Genomic DNA, 17,803 nt, shown 5'->3' on the forward strand with positions numbered 1-17,803 from the left:
CAGAGTGCGCGCCCTCGCCCCGACGTCCGGGGCGCCCTCTGGCAGGTGACTCGATGCTACGTGTCCGCAGTGCCCTCTCGGCGGTGATCCTCCTGGCGTTCGTGGCGGGCTGTGCCCGGCGCGCGCCCGATCCGACTTCCTCCGATTCCTCCACCACGGTGTATGTGGCGCACCGGGTGCGGACGCTCGATGCCTCCCGCCCGCTCGCCGAGGCGATCGCCGTGCGGGGAGGCAAGGTGCTCGCGACGGGGAGCCGCGACGAGGTGCTCGCCGCCGCCGGCAGTGACGCGCGGGTGGTGGACCTCGGGGACGCGACGCTCGTCCCCGGCCTCGTGGATGGCCATGGCCACCTCTCCGGGCTGGGCCGCGCGCTCTCCGCCGTCACGCTCACCGGAGCCACCTCCCGCCAGGAGGCGCTCGAGCGCCTGAAGGCCGCGCGCCCCTCCGCCTTCCAGGGAGACTGGCTCATCGGCCAGGGGTGGGACCAGAACGACTGGCCGGAGAAGGCGTTCCCCACCCGCGCGGAGCTGGATGCGCACTGGCCCTCCACCCCCGTGGCCCTGTCGCGCATCGACGGCCACGCGATGTGGGTGAACGGCGAGGCCCTGCGCCGCGCGCGCATCACCCGGGACACCCCGGATCCGCGAGGCGGGCGCATCCTCCGAGGCCCCGACGGAGAGGCCACCGGAGTGCTCATCGACAACGCGATGGGGCTCATCGACGCGGTCATGCCCCCCGCCACCCACGAGCAGTTCGAGGCCCAGCTCTCCGAGGCGCTCGCCACCTGCGCCAAAGGAGGGATGACGGGCGTGCACGACGCGGGCATGGACCTGCGCACCTTCCAGCTCCTCAAACGCTGGGACGCCGAGGGCCGCCTCCCGCTGCGCGTCTACGCGATGGCGGACGGCATGGGCTCCGAGCGGGAGAAGTACCTGGAGCTGGGGCCCTTCCAGGGCAACAAGCTGACGATGCGCGCCGTGAAGCTCATGATGGACGGGGCGCTCGGCAGCCGGGGCGCGGCGCTCCATGCTCCTTATAGTGACGAGCCCGCCCAGCGCGGCCTGGTGCTCCTCAACGCCGAGGAGTACGAGGCCCGGGTGCGGGCCTTCATCGCCCGAGGCTTCCAGGTGGCCACGCACGCCATCGGCGACCGGGCCAACACGCTGGTGCTGGACACGCTGCTGCGCGTGGCAGGGCCCGAGGGCGTGCGCTCCGGGCGGCACCGCGTGGAGCACGCGCAGGTGATGCGGCTGGAGGACATTCAGCGGATGGGCGCCAACGGCTTCATCGCCAGCGTGCAGCCCACCCACGCCACCAGCGACATGCCCTGGGCGGAGGTGCGCGTGGGGCCCGAGCGCGTCCTCGGCGCCTATGCGTGGCAGCGCCTCAAGGCCGCGGGGGCTCCGCTGGCGCTCGGCAGCGACTTCCCGGTGGAGCGGCCGGACATGCTCGCCGGGCTCTACGCGGCGCGCACCCGGCAGGACGCGGCCGGCCAGCCGCCGGGCGGGTGGTTCCCGGACCAGCGCCTCAGCGGAGAGGAGGCGCTCGAGGGCTTCACCGCGGGCAACGCCTACGCCTCCTTCGCGGAGAAGGAGCGCGGCCGGCTCGTGCCCGGCATGGACGCGGACTTCGTCGTGCTCTCGGTGGATCCGGTGGAGGCGGAGCCCACCGCGCTGCTCACGGCCCGGGTGCTCCTCACCGTGGTGGCCGGCAGCGAGGCCTACCGCGAGTCCACGCGCTGAGCCGGCCCTCGGCCGTTCTGTCCGCTGTGCTGCGTTGTCGCACGGAGCCACTCCCGCGAGCGGCTCCCCATGAACAGCGTGCCCCCGCTAGCAAGGGGATGGCATGCACATGCGCGCGCTGTGGGGATGGCTGGTCTGTCTGATCCTCGTCGCTTGTGGGGAGACCCAGCGGGAGACGGTCCCGCCCCCCACGCCTCCTCCGGAGCTCGTGGAGCCTACGAGTCCGCCTCCCTCCTCGGAGACGGACACTCCCGATGCGGAGACTTCGGACTCGGGCTCGTCTGAGACAGACACTCCGGAGGAAGGCACTCCGGACTCGGGACTGGCGTCCTGGCCCCCCGAGGGCAGCGTCACCTGTGGCTCGGTCCTCGCCTGCCGTGCGTCGCTCGTAGTGAACGGCGTCTGCGCGCAGATGGAAGCGCCCAAGGGAACGAGCTGCTCGGTGTCTCCCACCCTGCCCTCCGGCACTTGCGAGTTCGGAGGGTGCATCCTTGCCAATCCCCCGCGGCCGAACTGGACCTGGTCCCCGGATCGGAACATCTGGAAGGTTGCCAGCCGGTTGTCGGACTCGAGCCTGCTGCTCGCGGCCATCTCGTCGCCGTACGATCCCGCGCCGACGCTGCCCGATCAGGCGCCCACCGGCGAGTTCATCTCCGAGTGCCGGCTCACCCGCTTCGACCCGTCTCGACCGGACCACGAGACCGTGCTCCACACAGGGGGCCCCTGCCACCCGTGGGTGCTCCACCGCCGTCATGCGGTGGGCGATTTCTGGTCTCGCGAGCAGGACAAGCAGATGTGGGCCCTGCTGGACCTGGAGGGCGGCACACCGCCGCGCTACTTCGATCTGAATGCCCTGCTCCAGGCACAGCTGGCCGCCGAGAACGTGACGCCGGCGACGGAGAGGCCGCACTGGGTCCAGGGCGCTCCTGGTCAGCTGCTCCTGGTGTGGCCGCTGCAAGGCGGCAAGGTGTGGGTCGGCAGCCTGAGACTGCCGGAGCTCACGTTCGGCTGGACACACCAGGTGGCGGGAGCGCTACGCGGCTCGCCCATCGCGGACGAGCTCGGGCGGCTGTACGTCGAGGTGGAGCCTGGGAATGTCGTGTCCCTGTCCGCGGAAGGCGCGGAGCGGTGGACCCAGCGGGGAGCCGGCCAGCCGGTGGCCGTCTTCCGGGACACGCTCTTCCTCGACGATGGCACCGTGCTCTCCACCGCCGACGGCGGCAGGAAGTACGCATTGCCCTCGAGCCCGGCGTCCCTCCTCCAGAATCAGGTCTCCGTCCTCCTGAGTGAGTCCCATGCCGCGGTGATTGCGCCCTGCCCCACGCGGCCCTGCTCGGAGGTGAAGCTGCTGCGACGGGCCACCGGCGAGCTGCTGGCCGAGGCGCAGGTGCCCTACCTTCATTACCGTCCCAGTCCCGAAGACGTCATGGGCCACCTGACGTCCGATGGCTCGGTGATCGTCATCCAGCGTGTCCACTACCCGGCCCTGATGACGAGCCCCTTCGATCCGGTTCCGGCAGTGCGCTGGTCCCTGCTGCGTGAGGGCCAGCCGCTGCAGTTCCAGCAGGAGCTGCTGCTCCCCGAGGGAGAGAACCTGGAGAGCACCCTGCTCCACAACGGACAGTGGCTGGCCGTCGAGCGCGACTCGGGCCGCGGCATCTACCACACGCCCGGAGCGGACCTCATTGGAGTGACCACCCCAGGCCTGCGCCCGCCCGAGCACGGGTGGCTCGCGCCTCGAGGCAACGCCGCGGGCGGCTCCGCCCCCGAGTGACGGACACCGCGCCAACTGGTCCGACAAGCAGACCAGTTCGGCCGGAACGCCGGCGGGGTGCTCTCGGATGGGGCAAGATGGCCACACTCCCCTGAGCGCCCATGAACCTCAACGACTGGAAGCAGGCGGGAAAGACCTTCCTCTTCGAGGGGCACCGCATCTTCTACCGCGACGAGGGCGCGGGGGACGTGCTGCTGTGCCTGCATGGCTTTCCCACCTCCTCGTGGGACTGGTCCCGCCTGTGGCCCGAGCTGACGCCACGCTTCCGCGTGATTGCCCCTGACCTGCTCGGCTATGGGTTCTCGGACAAGCCGTCGAAGCACGTGTACTCCATCCTAGAACAGGCCACGCTCACCGAGCGGCTGCTGGAGTCCCTTGGAGTCACGCGCGTGCACGTGCTCTCTCATGACTTCGGCGTGTCCGTCGTCCAGGAGCTGCTCGCGCGGCAGCTGGAGCACGAACAGGCAGGGCGGCAGGGGCTGGAGCTGCGCTCCTCGTGCTTCCTCAATGGCGGCCTCTTCCCAGAGGTGTATCAGCCCCGGTTGATCCAGCGGCTGCTGGCGGGCCCGGTGGGGCCGCTCGTCGCGAGGCTCGTCAATCAGCGCTCCTTCGAGCGAAGCTTCAACGCCATCTTCGGCGAGAAAACCCGGCCCTCGAAGCAGGCGCTGGCCGAGTTCTGGGAGGCCATCACGTACAACGATGGTTCGCGCATCTCCCACCGGCTCATCAGCTTCATGGCGGATCGGCGCCGCCACCAGAAGCGCTGGACCGGCGCGCTCCAGCGCACCCGCGTTCCGCTGCGAATGGTGAACGGAGCGGCGGACCCGGTCTCGGGCGCGCACATGGCGGCGCGCTACCGCGAACTCGTCCCCCATCCGGACATCGTCTCGCTGGAGGGGCTCGGGCACTACCCGATGGTGGAGGACCCACAGGCCGTGCTGAAGGCCCTGCTGGACTTCGTCGAGCGTGCCAGAATTCGCCTCAATCCAGGGCGTCGACCAGCGTGAGGACCCAGTCCAGCATCTGCTGAAATCGCGGGTCATGCCTCCGTACTGTCGAGTGGACAATCTCACTCCGGAAGTCCCAGAACTTCTGGAACGCCTCATGCTCCTCCGCCGAGAGCTGTCCATTGTCGACGAGGATCCGCTCAACGAGCGGAAGCGGACCTGCGACTCCCACCTGTCGACCTGCTTCCAAAATCAGGTCCTCCATCAGCTTCGCAGCCTCCAACAGCCTCGGGACATCATCCAGGTCTGGGGAGTGGAGTTCGAGCAGCCGCGTGTGGAACGGCTTCCAGAACTCCTCGTTCGTCGAAACGGAGGGCTCTAGCTGGCGGAGTTGCTCAAGCAACCTGCTGCTTAGATTCCAGCGACCCGCATCCTTCCTAGTAATGGATGCGCCAGGCTTGCCGCTGCGTTGTTCCCACAATGCGCGCGCGAGCTGCCGACGCTGCTGGAGGTCGATCAACGGCAACACACTCTTGGCTGCGTTCAGCGCAGCCCACTGCTCAAAGGAAGAGAGTTTCCCTAGGATCCCTTCGAGCACGATGTAGAAGCATTCGGGCTCGGGCTGGAACTGCAGTATGGCCAGAGCGACGAGCCGATCTCCTGGAGTTCCCAGGGCGAACCGCGCCTTGATCTCCGCAGGCACGAAGCGGGTTCGCCTCACTAGAGTACCAAGCTCGAAGACGAGGAGGTCCAAGGCCTGCGTCCTCTTTGGACTAGACTGCTGTGTCTCTCTCAGCTCCTCATACTTCCGAGCGTACCGCCCGAGTGCTTGCATCTCCTCGTATGCGGTCCGAAACGGTTCGAATAGCAGGTAGTTCAGACGCTCCTTGCACCCTCCCTGCCCGTCCGCGCGCTCGATTCGCGGGTTGGCATCGAAAAAGGCAAGCAACCTGGATAGTGCTTCTGCCACGGCCCGACGTTCGTCATCTCTCCAATGCGACAGCGGTTGACTCAGCGCTACCAACAACAGCAAGAGCGGCCGTGTCTCGAATCGCTCCGCCTCGGCCTGTTCCACCATCAACGCGTCAATCACCGCCTTCGATGTGGCCAATCCGGGTTGAAGCTGGAACAGGACATAGGCCACTACACGCATCGCTACGTGGTCCTGCGATACCACCAAGCGATGGACAAAGTCAGGCCGGGCGATGGGGAGCGCGGGCCTCAGATTCTCCCTCAAATCCTGGGCAACGAAGTCCGAGGCACTAGGAGATTGCGAACGGAGGTAGACGACCGCCGTCTCCCGCACAGACGCCACTACGAACCGGAACTCCAGCTCCGCGTTGGTGATACCGATCTTGGCGACCAACCAGCGCTCAAACTCTTCAGTTGCTCCGAGTAACGCATGTGCTGCTCGCGCGAGGAGCAACTCCACTTCTCGGGGGGCCCAGAGATCAACGTTCCCGAGTTCCCGGCCCAAGGCCCCCAGAGCCGGACTCAAGGCATAGGCCACTACCAGGGGACGGAGAAGCTCCACGACACGCACAACCCCATCTTCGTCACGCTGGAGACCACAAAGCCGAACGAAGTCATAGGCAAGCCACTGCGCTTGTTGAGGCATCGCGGCCTGAAGGGTCCTCAAGGCCCCTGCAACGTCCTGTTTCCACACATGATCCGGGGCCTCCGCTGCCTCGTGGAGTTCTCGGAGGTAGTCCCCCAAGGACAGCGTATGCCCGCCAGGGAGCACTACCGAGAGCATCAGCTCCAACATGGCTTTGGCGAAAGCTGCCTCGTTGGTGGGACGCTTGCTGCGCGGCGGTATGGACGCGAGCATCACCGCGCGCTCGGCCATCTGCATTGCATCGTTCTGGCTACGAACCGTGGAATCCAGGAACCGGGCCTGCCTCGTAGTCAGCACCTCCGGCAACCGGGGCAGGAGCTGCGCCGCCGCTCCCCCCGCCCATGCCAGTGGGATCTGCCTCACGCCCGCATGTCGCTCCTGCTCGATGCGCGACGTGTCGAGCCGTGCATCCCCCATGATGATGCTGGCGCTGATGCGCTGGGACACGTTGTCAGGAAGCGATGTTCTATAAATATGGCCGTGGGGAAAGCCGCCACGCTCTCCCTCGCGCCTGATGTGGGCCAAGTTGTCCTCAAGAGGAACACCCAGGAAGGTAAGCTGCGCCGCATAGGCTCGGGCGACCACGTAGGCAGTACCCCGAGACCCATCCGTAACGAGCCGGTGCCCATGCAAGGCCAGTGCCCGCCCCAGGCTGTAGGCGGTCCACATCTCCACATCTCGAAGCTCGGAGCGGGCTGTCCCCAGGACCTGGACCCAGAGACCACTCGGAGACCAGGTGCCAGGAACCTGGGGTGGCTCGCGAAGGAGCTCGGCCACAATGGCCTCGTGGATCACCTTTGAAGGGGTGAGGTGCTCGCCGAGCACCAGCATCGCACTGATGGTCTCCATGATCGCCTGCGCAGCTCTATCCGTAGCTTCCTCCTCCATCGGCCAGTCATTCCCGAAGAGTGCGGATGCAGCGAGCGCAGCTTCGATGGAGCCCGCTGCACAGCGAGTCTTCAACCACAGCTCGCCGTTCTGGCTCCGCTCCTCCATACGGTGCATATCCTCGATGAAACCTGGGCCATATGGAGCCGCTTCACCTACTCGCTGGTTCAGGATTCTCCTCGCGGCTCCCAGGCTCTCTTCGATGGCTCGCGTGACATCTGGCGCCTCGCCATCATCCCGAGGCGAGATGAGTCTCCAGATAGCTTCGACTGCCGCCACCGCAGCGCCGACGACATTGCGAAGTCCAAAGCGACGCAGTCCCTGGAGGGCCTTCTCCATCGTGGCCCAGTCCGGGTTTCCCCCGGAGCTGAGCGCCCAACTGGCGAGATAAGCCTTCAGCTCTTCGCGCTGCTCTTCGATAAGCCGGTTCGCCTGATCCCCAGGCTCCTCCAGCGCGCGCCGCCCGAGACGGAAGCGCTTTCCCGTCACCGTCCGGAGTTCCACCGACTCCTGGGTGATGGGCAGAGCCCGGGACTCACCGGGCTCGAACGAGAGCAGGTGTCGGGTTCCCTCGGCCTCCACTTCCAGTAGTAGCGGGTTCGTCCCCGGCACATCCAGGCGTACGGCCCCTGGCAGCTCGCCGCCGTGCACGGAGAGGGTCCGCTCGTCCAATCGGAGGTACACCGGAATGTGCGGAAGCTGCTTGGGCAGCAGGCCCGGCAGCCACTCTGGAAGCCCTCCCCTGGGCTCGAGGGCCAGCTCCAGCCTCCCGGAGACAATGAGGTGCGACTGAGCGGAGACGCGCCGCGCGGCATCGGTCGCGATGATGCGAGGTGGCAGCTGAGCCAGCAGCTGCAGCGCCCAGGCAGCGACCCCCTCGCGTCCTGGCGTTGACAGCGTCTGGCTGACCTCCGCCAGCAGCCGCTGGATCTCCTCGTCGACCTCCGCCGACGGCGGAGGCAGAGACAGGTAGAGGAGCCGCTCCTCGAGCTGGACGGCCCTCGGCGCCGATTGATGGAACCGCTGCAGCTCGCTCCAGGCCCGGGCGAGCAGTGACCCTTGCTGGAACAGCTCGGCCCGGAGCACCCGCGCCAACTCGGGAACGAGCACGAGCCCCGCCATGCTGCGCACCTGGACGAGCGGGCTGAACCAGAGGGCTGCCTCCGCGGCCGCATCCACGTCCGGCAGCGCCTGGAGCCGCATCCAGCGGAGCAGTTCCGGCTCGATGCGTGAGGCCAGTGACAGGCAGCGCGCAAGCTTCACCGCGCCAGGCGCTCTCAGCTCGAAGCTCCTGAGCATCCCCTCAGGTGACGGCGCAAGGTCCTCCTCGATCACCGGAACCTCCGCCTCGTGCGCCCGGAAGTCGAGAGGACCCTCCCCACCGTGGTGCAGCGATCCCACTGCACGATACGAACGAGCCGAGTGAGCTCACGCGGCCACCACGAGCGGGGATAGGGCACGAAGGCCACAAGCGGATAGCCGGCCACGCTCCATTTCCGCGCGAGCGCCAGCCATTCCTCCAGACTCGCACTGGTCGTCGAGTATGAGGGTCCTCCCAAGCCCAGATCCGTCAGCAGCAGCAGCGGCGTACCCGGGGGAGGAAGAACGAACGCTCTCCCCCTGAGAGGCCGTCGTCCCGGCAGACCAACGAAGGGCGTGCTCGCCACCCCTTCCGAGCCGATCACCCGACGCAGCTGGGCGACCAGCTCCCGCTGATCCCTTGCGAAGGGCTGCATGCCCTCTCCCTTGTCCAGCAGCACGTGCACGCCTCGGCTCAAGGTGGGCTGCTCCTGGAGGGGGAAGCGCGGCGCCGACTCCCCCCGAGCGAGCACCTGGATCAGCACTTCGACATCGGGAGGTCCTTCTCCACTGGAGGTCCTCAGAGCCGCAGTGAGCAGATGACGGCTTGTCGCCGGCGCGAACAGCGGCTCCAGCGGCAGGTCTCCGATGGAGGGGGAAGGAGGCGCCATCGGTTCCACGCCCTTGAGCCACACCGGTGTGCGGAGCGGTGCATCCCCCAAGGGTTCGAGCGTCGTCACGGAATCGAACCGTGGCTCCATTTGCGGAAGAGGCACGTCCAGAGGAGTCTTGTCCTCGGGCACCGCCTCTGGGACGGACCCCTCGCTCAAGAGCACGGGCTCGGCCAGGGGCGGCTCGGGAGCAACGGGCGGCTCCGACACTTGGGGCCACTCGAAGCCGAGCAGAGCGGCCACCTCACGCAACACGTCCGGATCCGACGTTGCCAGAGTGCGTGTCGCGTGGACGAGATCCCCCAGGCCGATGGCGTTCATGCGCATGGCTCCGCTCACGGACTAGGACTTCAGCAGGGTGACCTGGAACAGCTGCTCCAGCAACTCCTCGCTCACCGAGTCGTCGCTCTGGAGCCGGCGAAAGGCCGTCACTGTGTCCAGGAACTCGGGAGTGCTGGGGGGGCGTCGCCCCTTGCCCACGGCCTCCTTGGCGAGAGCCCCCACCTTATCGGCGACGCGCTCATAGAGCGCCATGTCCTTCTCGCCGTCCCCGAAGTGCGCCACCGCGATGCGCCGCAGCCGCTCCTTGTCAGGCATGGGCAGTTCCAGCACCACACAGCGCCGGAGGAAGGCCGCCGGAAGCTCACGCTCGTCATTGGACGTCAGGACTACGAAAGGTGCCTGGGCCGCGAGGATCGGAGGCCGCTCGCCCACGGTGAACTGGAGCGAGCCCAGCGGTACCAACAGGTCATTGGGCACATCCGGATCCGCCTTGTCGATCTCGTCGATCAACACCACGGCGCGCTCCGCGTGGCGCTTCTGATTGACCACCGCGTTGGGCTCTTGGGCCTCGGCCACATTGACGTCCGGAGGAGTACCGCGCCGGGCCGCGCTCTCGCGGTTGAACGCCCACCACAGGACGCCGGGCTTCACGTAGTGGAACTCCTCCTTTGCATCTCCCGCCTGGGCGTCACTCAGCCGCTTCACGGCATCGAAGACCCAGAGCAGATCCCGCGCCTGCGTACGGGAGGAGACGACATCCTCGTAGTAGCGCCATCCCATCACCCGGGCGACCCAGGGCGCCAGTGACGACTTTCCCGAGCCTGGAGCGCCGCGCAGCAGCAGCGGGCGACCGGTCGCCATCGCCACGTTCACTGCGAGCACGATCTGCTCGGTGAACTCGTAGACCTCGCCGTCGCGACGATCTCCGAGGCGCCCGCGCCCCTCTCTCGCTGGGACCATGGGCACGACCGGATTCATGGGGTCGAAGAGCTTCTTGTAGTTCGACACAGTCATGGCTCAGCCTCTGAAAGATGCCTGCTGCCTGCCAATCAACCCCTCAGCAGTCTTGTGGAGCTTGTGCGCCTCTTGTTCCTGCTTCGGATCCAGCCGGGGCAGGAGCACATCCACGGGCGCGGGCGGATCTCCCGTGCCGGTGAAGAGCAGAAACGTGAGGGTGCGGAAGTGTTTCTGGAGGCGCTGGAGGATCTCGCGGGACAGCACGGGAGTCGAGATCAACACCACGACCGCCGTCTTGAAGGTCTCCTCCAGTTCCACCAGCACTCCATCGACGTCCGCATCGGTCTCGACTTCGAGGAGAACCTTCAGGCATTGGTAGATCTGGCGCTGAATTTCCTCGAAGGACCCCTCATAGAGTTTCGAAAGCGGGATGAGATCCCAGTGTGGAGCATTACTGGGGTTCGCCCTGCGCGCATACATGCGCCCGGTGAAGTCCAGGTGCACGGCGTTGAGCCCCACGGCCCGCTGCTCTGGGGCGCGCTGGGTCACCTCCGAGAGCATCTGCCCCGCCTGAGCCGGAACCCATCGAAACGGAGTGACCAGACCCAGCAGCTCGAGCGCCTTGTCGCTGAGCAAGGGCAGCAACGGGGCCAACGCCCGGAACGCCTCCTTGAGACTGGCGAGCGAGACCTCCTGGGGCTGGAGCAGCTTTTCGGCGAGCGCACGGCGCACCGCCTCCAGCTGAGCGGGAGGTGCCTGCCCCAGCGTCTGGAGCGCCTGGCAAAGAAGCTCCGGCTTGTCGATGCGCTCCAGGATCTTCATCACCTTGTCGAGGATGGACTCCGGCGCGATTGGGAGGACCGGTGCCGCATTCCGAGAAGTGCGCGGCATAGAGTCGTTCCACACCTCGGGCTCGGCCACGAAGCGTGTATAGCCAGCGTTCTGGTTCCTCTGCGCTATCCGTGTGTGGACCTGGAAGGTAACCTTGTCGGAGCCCACCTTGAGACGGGCGACTCGGTACCCGAAATCCATGAGGTTCTCTCGGCCAAAAAGTGACAGGCCTGGCAGATAACAACGACTTCCGGCCCCTCCCTCCCTCACCGACTGCGGTCCCTCGCTCGAACTCCCGAACAGGTGCAACACGAAGCGGTCAGGTGGGTAGATGGACTCCTTGTAGACGCGCTGTGCGCGCTCGCTCAAGCTCGACTGCGAATGGTGGGTGATCAGCAGCGTGAGGTCCTGCTTCTTGAGCCAGGCCGGCAGGTCGGGATTGCACACCGCATTGAGCTGCCGGAGGTCCACCTCCATCTCGAAGGGCTGCTCCTCCCAGAGATGGAGGAAGCTGGAGTTGAGCCCTACCAGCCCCAACCGCACCCCGTCCTTCTCCAGGTGTGCCGAGCAGTCGCCCGGTAACAATCCCTCGGTGCATGACAACTTTCGAGACTGCTCGCTGTTCGTGAGCCATGACTGGTAGGAACCGAATGCCTCCGTGACCTTCTTCCGGATGGGACTCGCAGCTTGGCGCCAGAAGAGGTCCGAGATCTTGGGAGACTTCGGCCACATCTCCAGGAGCACCATGTCCGAGTCCTCTTCGCTGGGAAGCTGGACGTCGTGGTTGCCGGGGACCGTCAGCAATTTCGGGTCATGAGAGCCCAGTTCCTTGAGACGGTTCCAAAGCTTCTGCACGAAGCCCTCGACCCGCTGGAACTGCTCGGGCGTACCGGAGTCGGTGAGATCCCCGCTGATGACAACCAGATCGAACGGGCCTGCAAGTTCGTGAGCCTTCTCAAGATCCTGCAGGAAGAGCGCTTGCTCCTGCGCAGCGTACGGCTCACGCTCCAGATTCCCCAGGTGCAGGTCCGACAGGTGGAGCAGGCCGAAGGTGGTCAAGGAGCTCCCACCTCGAACGCCTCGGAGAAGGACCCGTCGGTTTCGAGATCGTACCGGCTCGTATCCGGCACCATGCGCCGATGGCCCGCATTCACATTGAGTTCGAGGCTCCGAGGCCAGACGGTGAGCTTGCCCTTCGTGCCGTCCACGTCGATCCGGATGACGCTGTAGCCGTGGAGGCGCTGGACCTGCTTGCCCTGCGGGCTCATCCACTCCTCCAACCCGAAGAGCGAGGCGCCACACAGCTTGCGCCGGGGCTGGGCCCCTCCCTCACGGGAGAAGACCGCCGTGGATTCATGCATGTGCCCGTGCAGGTGAGCCATGAAGCTTCCAGGCCGGTCGATGAACTCGCGGAACTCCTTCCTGGACGCCGGGCTGAGCCATGACTCGGGGTGATGCGTCAGCAGCAGCGACACCTGGTGACGCCCCAGCCACTGCGGTGGATCCCCATCGCAGACAGCGTTGAGCTGCCGGACATCCACGTGCAGCTCGCCGTCGAAGTTCCGACCGCTCAGCTGGAGGAACGAGGAGTTCAGCCCTACCACCCCGAGGCTCACCCCATTCCGGTTCACCGTGGCCGAGAAGTCCCCAGGCAGCAGCCCCTGTTTGACCGCGAGCGTCCCCTTGGCGAACCGAGCCTGGGCCCACTCCGTGAACGGTTCGAACGCTCGAGCCACCGTCTTCCGGTACTCACCCTTCGGCTCGCTCCAGAAGGCCTGCTGGATCTCCTCGTCCTTCTGCCAGAGGGTCAGCGCCTTCACGACCGCCGAGGTCGACTTCGGGCGCTGCAGATCGTGATTGCCCGGCACGAACAACAGCTCGGGGTTGGAGCCCAGCTCCGCGAACCGCTCCCAGAGCTTCGTCAGCGTCTGCTCCAGCGCCTGAAACTCCGCCTCCGTGCCGCGCTGGGTCAGGTCCCCGGTGAACAGCACCAGGTCCCACGGTCCCGTCCGCGCGTGGAGCTCCTTGAGGTCCTTCTCGAACTCGGCCCTCACCTGGGGCCAGAGGATCTGCTGCCCGCCCTGCCCCTGATGGAAGTCGGTCAGGTGGAGGATGCGAAGAGTAGCCATACGTCGCCTCGGTTGAACCGCCCGACGTAGCTCACTTCGCGCCGGGCTTCTTCTCGATCTTCTTCAGCCGCGCGTACAGCTTGACCATCGTGTTCGTACGGCAGAACGTGATCTTCTGCGCGCGCTCGTAGCCCTTGCGCGTCACCTCGACCTTGATGGGCTTGCCCGGCAGGCAGTCCAGCGTCAGCGACACGGGCGTGTTCCCCTGGTCGTTGCCATCCACCCGCACCGACACGTTCGCGGGCTCGGACTCCACCACCAGGATGGCCGCCCCGTCGAAGGAGGTGCTCTGCTCGGTGATTACCTCCGCCGGGTCCTTCGATGGCGCCGGCGTCTCCAGCGTCGGCGCGATCGTCCTGTACGTCGTCGGAAGGATGCCCGACGTATCCGGCGCGTCCGGCAACTGGAACGAACCATTGAGCTCCGGCAGCACGAACAGCACCGCCGCCATCAGCCCGAACCCTGCCGCGCCCAGCTTCAGCGCCGCGGCCACCTTCCACGGCCCGCCCTCCGTCGAAGGCAGGAACGTCCCCACCTTCTCCTGCGGCGGCGCCTGGTGCACCGACACCGTCCCGGACGAGCCCGTCCGAGTCGCCGTGCCCGCCCCAGGCTGGGCTCCGCCCTGCCCCGGCTGCGCTCCGCCCTGCCCCGGGCCCTGGAGGTTGGAGAATCGAGACTGGACGTGCTCGACCTCCTGGGAGCGCCCCATGAGGGCGTCCTTCATCTCATCCGGCTGGTGCCCACCCTCTTCGGGAGGAGGCCAGCTCGGCTTGGGTTGCTGTGGGTTGCTCACGTTTCTCCTCCCCGCCCCTCAGGCTCAGCCACCGACCACCCGGAACACTTCGCGCAGCGTCGTCGCCCCGGCCCTCGCGCGCTCCACGCCCGCCTCCAACAGCGTCACCATGCCTTCCTTCCGCGCGATCTCCTGCAGCTGCGGCGTGGGCATCTTGGCGTTGATGCCATCCCGGATGGCCGGGCTGACGACCAGCATCTCGTAGATGGCGGTGCGCCCCAGGTACCCGCTGCCACCGCAGCGCTGGCAGCCCACCGGTGAGTAGAAGTTCCCCGTGGCCAGGCCCGCCGCGTCCAGCCGGACCGCCTCCTCCGGGCTGATGGGCGACGGCGTCCGGCAGTGCGGACACAGCGCGCGCACCAGGCGCTGCGAGATGGTGGCCACCGTGGCGGACGCCAGCAGGAAGGGCTCCACTCCCATCTCGATGAGCCGGTTGAACACGCCCGACGCCGAGTTCGCGTGGATGGTGGTGAGGATGAGGTGGCCGCTCAGGCCCGCCTGGATGGCCGTGCGCCCCGTCTCCGGATCGCGAATCTCGCCCACCATGATGACGTTCGGGTCCTGCCGCAGCACCGAGCGCAGGCCCTGGGCGAAGGTGAAGCCCTGCTCGGCGTTGACCTGCGTCTGCGCGAACAGCGGCACGTCGAACTCGACCGGATCCTCGATGGTGGCGATGCGCGTGAGCGCGCCGCGCGACTCCTTGATGTAGCCCAGCGAGGCGTACAGCGATGTCGTCTTGCCGCTGCCCGTGGCGCCGGCCACGAAGATGACGCCCTGGGGCAGCTGGAGGATCTGCTGGTACTTCTCATGCAGCGCGCTGGGGAAGCCGAGCGCGCTGAGCTGCGGCAGCTGCACGCCCGTGCGAGCGATACGCAGCGCCACGGCCTCGCCGTGGTTGGTGGGCAGCACCGAGACGCGGATGTCCGCGGGCCCCTCCGGCGTCGAGAGGGGGAAGTGTCCGTCCTGCGGCTTGTCCAGCTTGTAGAGCGTCAGCTTGGACAGCACCTTGATGCGGTTGATGAGGCGCGGGTGGTGCTCGCGCGGGAAGGTGAGCACCTCCTCCAGCACGCCGTGGACGCGGAACGCGATGCGCGTGCCCGACTCCAGCGGGTGGATGTGCACGTCGCTGGCGCCCAGCCGGATGGCCCCATCCATCAGCGTCTCCATGAAGACGATGATGTCCGGATCCGGCGTGTTGGCGACGGTGCGCAGGTACTGGCCCAGCTCCACCAGCATCTCGCGCACGACGATGGCCACGTCCTCGTTGACCACCTCCAGCGGCGAGAGCACGGGGCGCTTGGCCAGCGGCGGCGGCGCGCGGCGCGCGATCGAGGTGACGAGGCTGGACCCCACGCCCAGCACCAGCGCCAGACCGGCGCTGAGCAGCACCAGGGGCGAGGCCGCCGTCTGCAGGTAGGGAACCACCGCCTTCAGCGCGCCCTCCACCCCCTGGGTGGAGTGCCGGTAGATGAAGGAACCGACGCCCACCACGAGGACCACTCCAGCGAGGGTCCACAAGCCGCGGGTCGCCTTGCTCATCAGCGCAGTCATGGGATGGAGCAGACCCTACCACCCAGGTGACTGCCGTTCCACTCGGGGACGACCAGTCAGGCAGACGTCGCCGCCCTATTCGAGCTGCTCTCGCACGACGGTGGTCCTACCTGGCTCCACCACCACCTTCACCGCCTTGATGGCGCCCAGCTCGCTGTTCACCAGCCGCAGCGTGTAGCTGCCCTCGTACACCTCGCGGGGCGCCAGCGGCGTGGTGCCCAGCTTCCGCTCGCCGATGTACACGTCCGCCCAGGGCCTGGCGTCCGCGGCGATCTTCCCCTTGCGGAACTCGATGGCGCTGCGGGTCTTCCCCTTGGCATCCACGTTCACCGAGGTCGTCTGGCGCAGGTCCAGCTCGGCGTTGACGAAGGTGAGCGCCACCTTGCCCGCCGGCAGCTTCACCGTGGTCGGCGTGCGCCCCAGCTTCTTGCCTCCGTAGAAGACATCCGCGGGCGGAGTGCTGGAGATCTCCACCTCGCCCGTCACGCCGTCCTTCCTGCCCTTCTTCGCGCGCGGATCCGAGGCCACCTCCGGCGTCGGCTCGAGCGCTGGCGCCGGCACGGCCTTGAGCGCGAGCTTCACCGGGACGGTCACCCCGGGCTCCACCTTCACCGTGGCCGCCTCGTCCAGGTGGCCCGCGAGGCTCACGCGGATGAGGTGCTCCACCCCGGAGGCCACCTCCGGCAGCGTCAGCGGCGTGGTGCCCTCCTGGAGCTTCCCATCGAGCACCACCGCGGCCCCCGGCGGCTCGGTGACGAGCGAGATCGTCCCGGGCCGGGCCTGCTCGGGCGGCAGCAGCACGGAGACGGTCTTGCTCGCCGCCTGCCGGGTGAGCTTGACCGTCACCTCGCGGGCCTCGCGGCCCTCCTTCTGGACGCGCACGCGGATGTCCTGCTCGAGCGCCAGCATCCGCAGCGTGCCCGGCGTCTTCACCTTCGACTCCAGGCCATCCACCACCAGCGTGGCGCCCGGCGGATCGCTCTCCACCGTCAGCTCCCCCTCCACGGGGACCGGCGGCTCCGAGGGCCGGGCGAGCATGAAGCCGAGCCCCACCAGCGCCACCAGCGCCAGCGCCCCCACGCCCGCCATCACCTTCTTGTTGCGGCCGCTGGGACGGCGCACCGCCTCCACCACATCCGAGCCCTGAGGGTCTCCTTCCCGCCGGGCGTTCGGGTCCGTGAAGCCGGACACCTGCGAGTTGCCGGTGCCGGTGCGGTGGCCCTGCTCGATGATGTCGACGAGCTGCTCGGGCCGGGCCGTGGGCAGCTCGCGCAGCAGCGCCTGGTAGGCGGCGTGCTCCTCGGCGAACAGCTCCAGCATGAAGCGCGAGACGTGGACGCTGGTGGGCGGCTCGGGCGTGCTGGCCAGGTACTTCTCCAGCGCCAGCTGCATCTCCTGGGCGCTGGCGTAGCGCTTGCGCCGGTCCTTCTGCAGCGCCTTCTCCAGAATCTCGTCCAGCGCCGGGGGCACGTCCGGGCGCAGCTCGGAGGCGGGGCGGACCTCGCCCTCGAGGATGTCCTGCATGATGGCCAGCTCGTTGTCGCGCTTGAAGAGCCGGCGGCCGACGAGGATCTCGTACAGCACGATGCCCAGCGCGAACACGTCGCTGCGGGCATCCAGCGGCACCGAGCGGATCTGCTCGGGGGACATGTAGCTGTACTTGCCCTTGAGCTTGCCGCCCTCCGTCTTGGTGCTGTGGGACTCGGCCTTGGCGATGCCGAAGTCCACCACCTTCACGCCGCCCTCGTAGGTGACGAGGATGTTGGAGGGGGACACGTCCCGGTGGACGATGTTCAGCGGGTTGCCCGCGTTGTCCTTGCGGGTATGCGCGTAGTGAAGCCCCTCGCACGCTCCGGCGACCAGCCGCGCGGCGATGGCCGGAGGCAGGGCCACCTGGGCGCGCTTGCCCTTGCGCAGGATGGCCAGAAGGTCATGCCCCGCGATGAACTCCATCGCGATGTAGAAAGAGGACTGCTCCTGCCCCAAGTCATAGATCTGCACCACGTTGGGGTGGTTGAGCGTGGCCGCCAGCCGCGCCTCGTCCAGGAACATCTGGACGAACTCCTTCTCGGTGGAGTGCTGGTCGAGGATCCGCTTGACGACCACGAGCTTCTCGAATCCCTGAAGCCCGAGCTGCTTGGCGAGCCAGATCTCCGCCATTCCGCCCACGGCGAGGCGCTTGAGCAGGAGGTACTTTCCGAACTGCTGGGTCATGTCGGACGCCACTGTATCGGAAGAGGGCTCCCCGAGCACAATCCGACCCAGGGAGGCGCGCCAGGGCCCGACTGCGGTAGGTTGGGCCCATCCGCCCTACCCACGGT

10 protein-coding genes are annotated in these 17,803 nt (G+C 67.4%); 3 read left to right on the forward strand and 7 right to left on the reverse strand.

Features of this window, described 5'->3' with window-relative positions; genetic code table 11:
- Positions 1 to 53 precede the first annotated feature (53 nt).
- The 3 genes from KY572_RS31915 (at position 54) to KY572_RS31925 (ending at position 4,523) form a co-directional block, all read left to right on the forward strand.
- The gene (locus KY572_RS31915) at positions 54 to 1,742 is read left to right on the forward strand and encodes an amidohydrolase (protein WP_224247422.1); all 1,689 of its coding nucleotides are present in this window, start codon (positions 54 to 56) and stop codon (positions 1,740 to 1,742) included.
- Between the two features lie 109 nt (positions 1,743 to 1,851).
- Entirely contained in the window at positions 1,852 to 3,516 is a 1,665-nt protein-coding gene (locus tag KY572_RS31920; RefSeq protein ID WP_224247423.1) for a hypothetical protein, read from the forward strand.
- Between the two features lie 101 nt (positions 3,517 to 3,617).
- Positions 3,618 to 4,523 (forward strand): alpha/beta fold hydrolase, encoded by a 906-nt coding sequence (locus tag KY572_RS31925; protein WP_224247424.1) that lies wholly within the window; start codon positions 3,618 to 3,620, stop codon positions 4,521 to 4,523.
- Here KY572_RS31925 and KY572_RS31930 read toward each other — a convergent pair.
- The 7 genes from KY572_RS31930 to KY572_RS31960 form a co-directional block, all read right to left on the reverse strand.
- Positions 4,498 to 8,304, reverse strand: a complete 3,807-nt coding sequence (locus KY572_RS31930; RefSeq protein ID WP_224247425.1) for a hypothetical protein — start codon at positions 8,302 to 8,304, stop codon at positions 4,498 to 4,500. The genes KY572_RS31925 and KY572_RS31930 overlap by 26 nt on opposite strands.
- A 977-nt stretch (positions 8,305 to 9,281) precedes the next feature.
- Positions 9,282 to 10,235, reverse strand: coding sequence for an AAA family ATPase (locus KY572_RS31935; protein WP_224247426.1), 954 nt, complete (start codon positions 10,233 to 10,235; stop codon positions 9,282 to 9,284).
- A gap of 3 nt (positions 10,236 to 10,238) precedes the next feature.
- On the reverse strand, positions 10,239 to 12,068 hold the full coding sequence (locus tag KY572_RS31940; protein WP_224247427.1) for a metallophosphoesterase: 1,830 nt from the start codon (positions 12,066 to 12,068) through the stop codon (positions 10,239 to 10,241).
- Positions 12,065 to 13,138, reverse strand: a complete 1,074-nt coding sequence (locus KY572_RS31945; protein WP_224247428.1) for a metallophosphoesterase family protein — start codon at positions 13,136 to 13,138, stop codon at positions 12,065 to 12,067. Before KY572_RS31945 ends, KY572_RS31940 begins: the two co-directional genes overlap by 4 nt.
- 31 nt (positions 13,139 to 13,169) lie before the next feature.
- Positions 13,170 to 13,931, reverse strand: coding sequence for a PEGA domain-containing protein (locus KY572_RS31950; protein ID WP_224247429.1), 762 nt, complete (start codon positions 13,929 to 13,931; stop codon positions 13,170 to 13,172).
- A gap of 24 nt (positions 13,932 to 13,955) precedes the next feature.
- Positions 13,956 to 15,470: a GspE/PulE family protein gene (locus tag KY572_RS31955; protein WP_224247430.1), complete on the reverse strand. Its 1,515-nt coding sequence runs from the start codon at positions 15,468 to 15,470 to the stop codon at positions 13,956 to 13,958.
- 87 nt (positions 15,471 to 15,557) lie between these two features.
- Complete coding sequence (locus KY572_RS31960; RefSeq protein ID WP_224247431.1) at positions 15,558 to 17,696, reverse strand: serine/threonine-protein kinase; 2,139 nt, start codon at positions 17,694 to 17,696, stop codon at positions 15,558 to 15,560.
- Positions 17,697 to 17,803 lie beyond the last annotated feature (107 nt).

Origin of the sequence: Hyalangium gracile (assembly GCF_020103725.1) — a bacterium.
Lineage (GTDB): Bacteria > Myxococcota > Myxococcia > Myxococcales > Myxococcaceae > Hyalangium > Hyalangium gracile.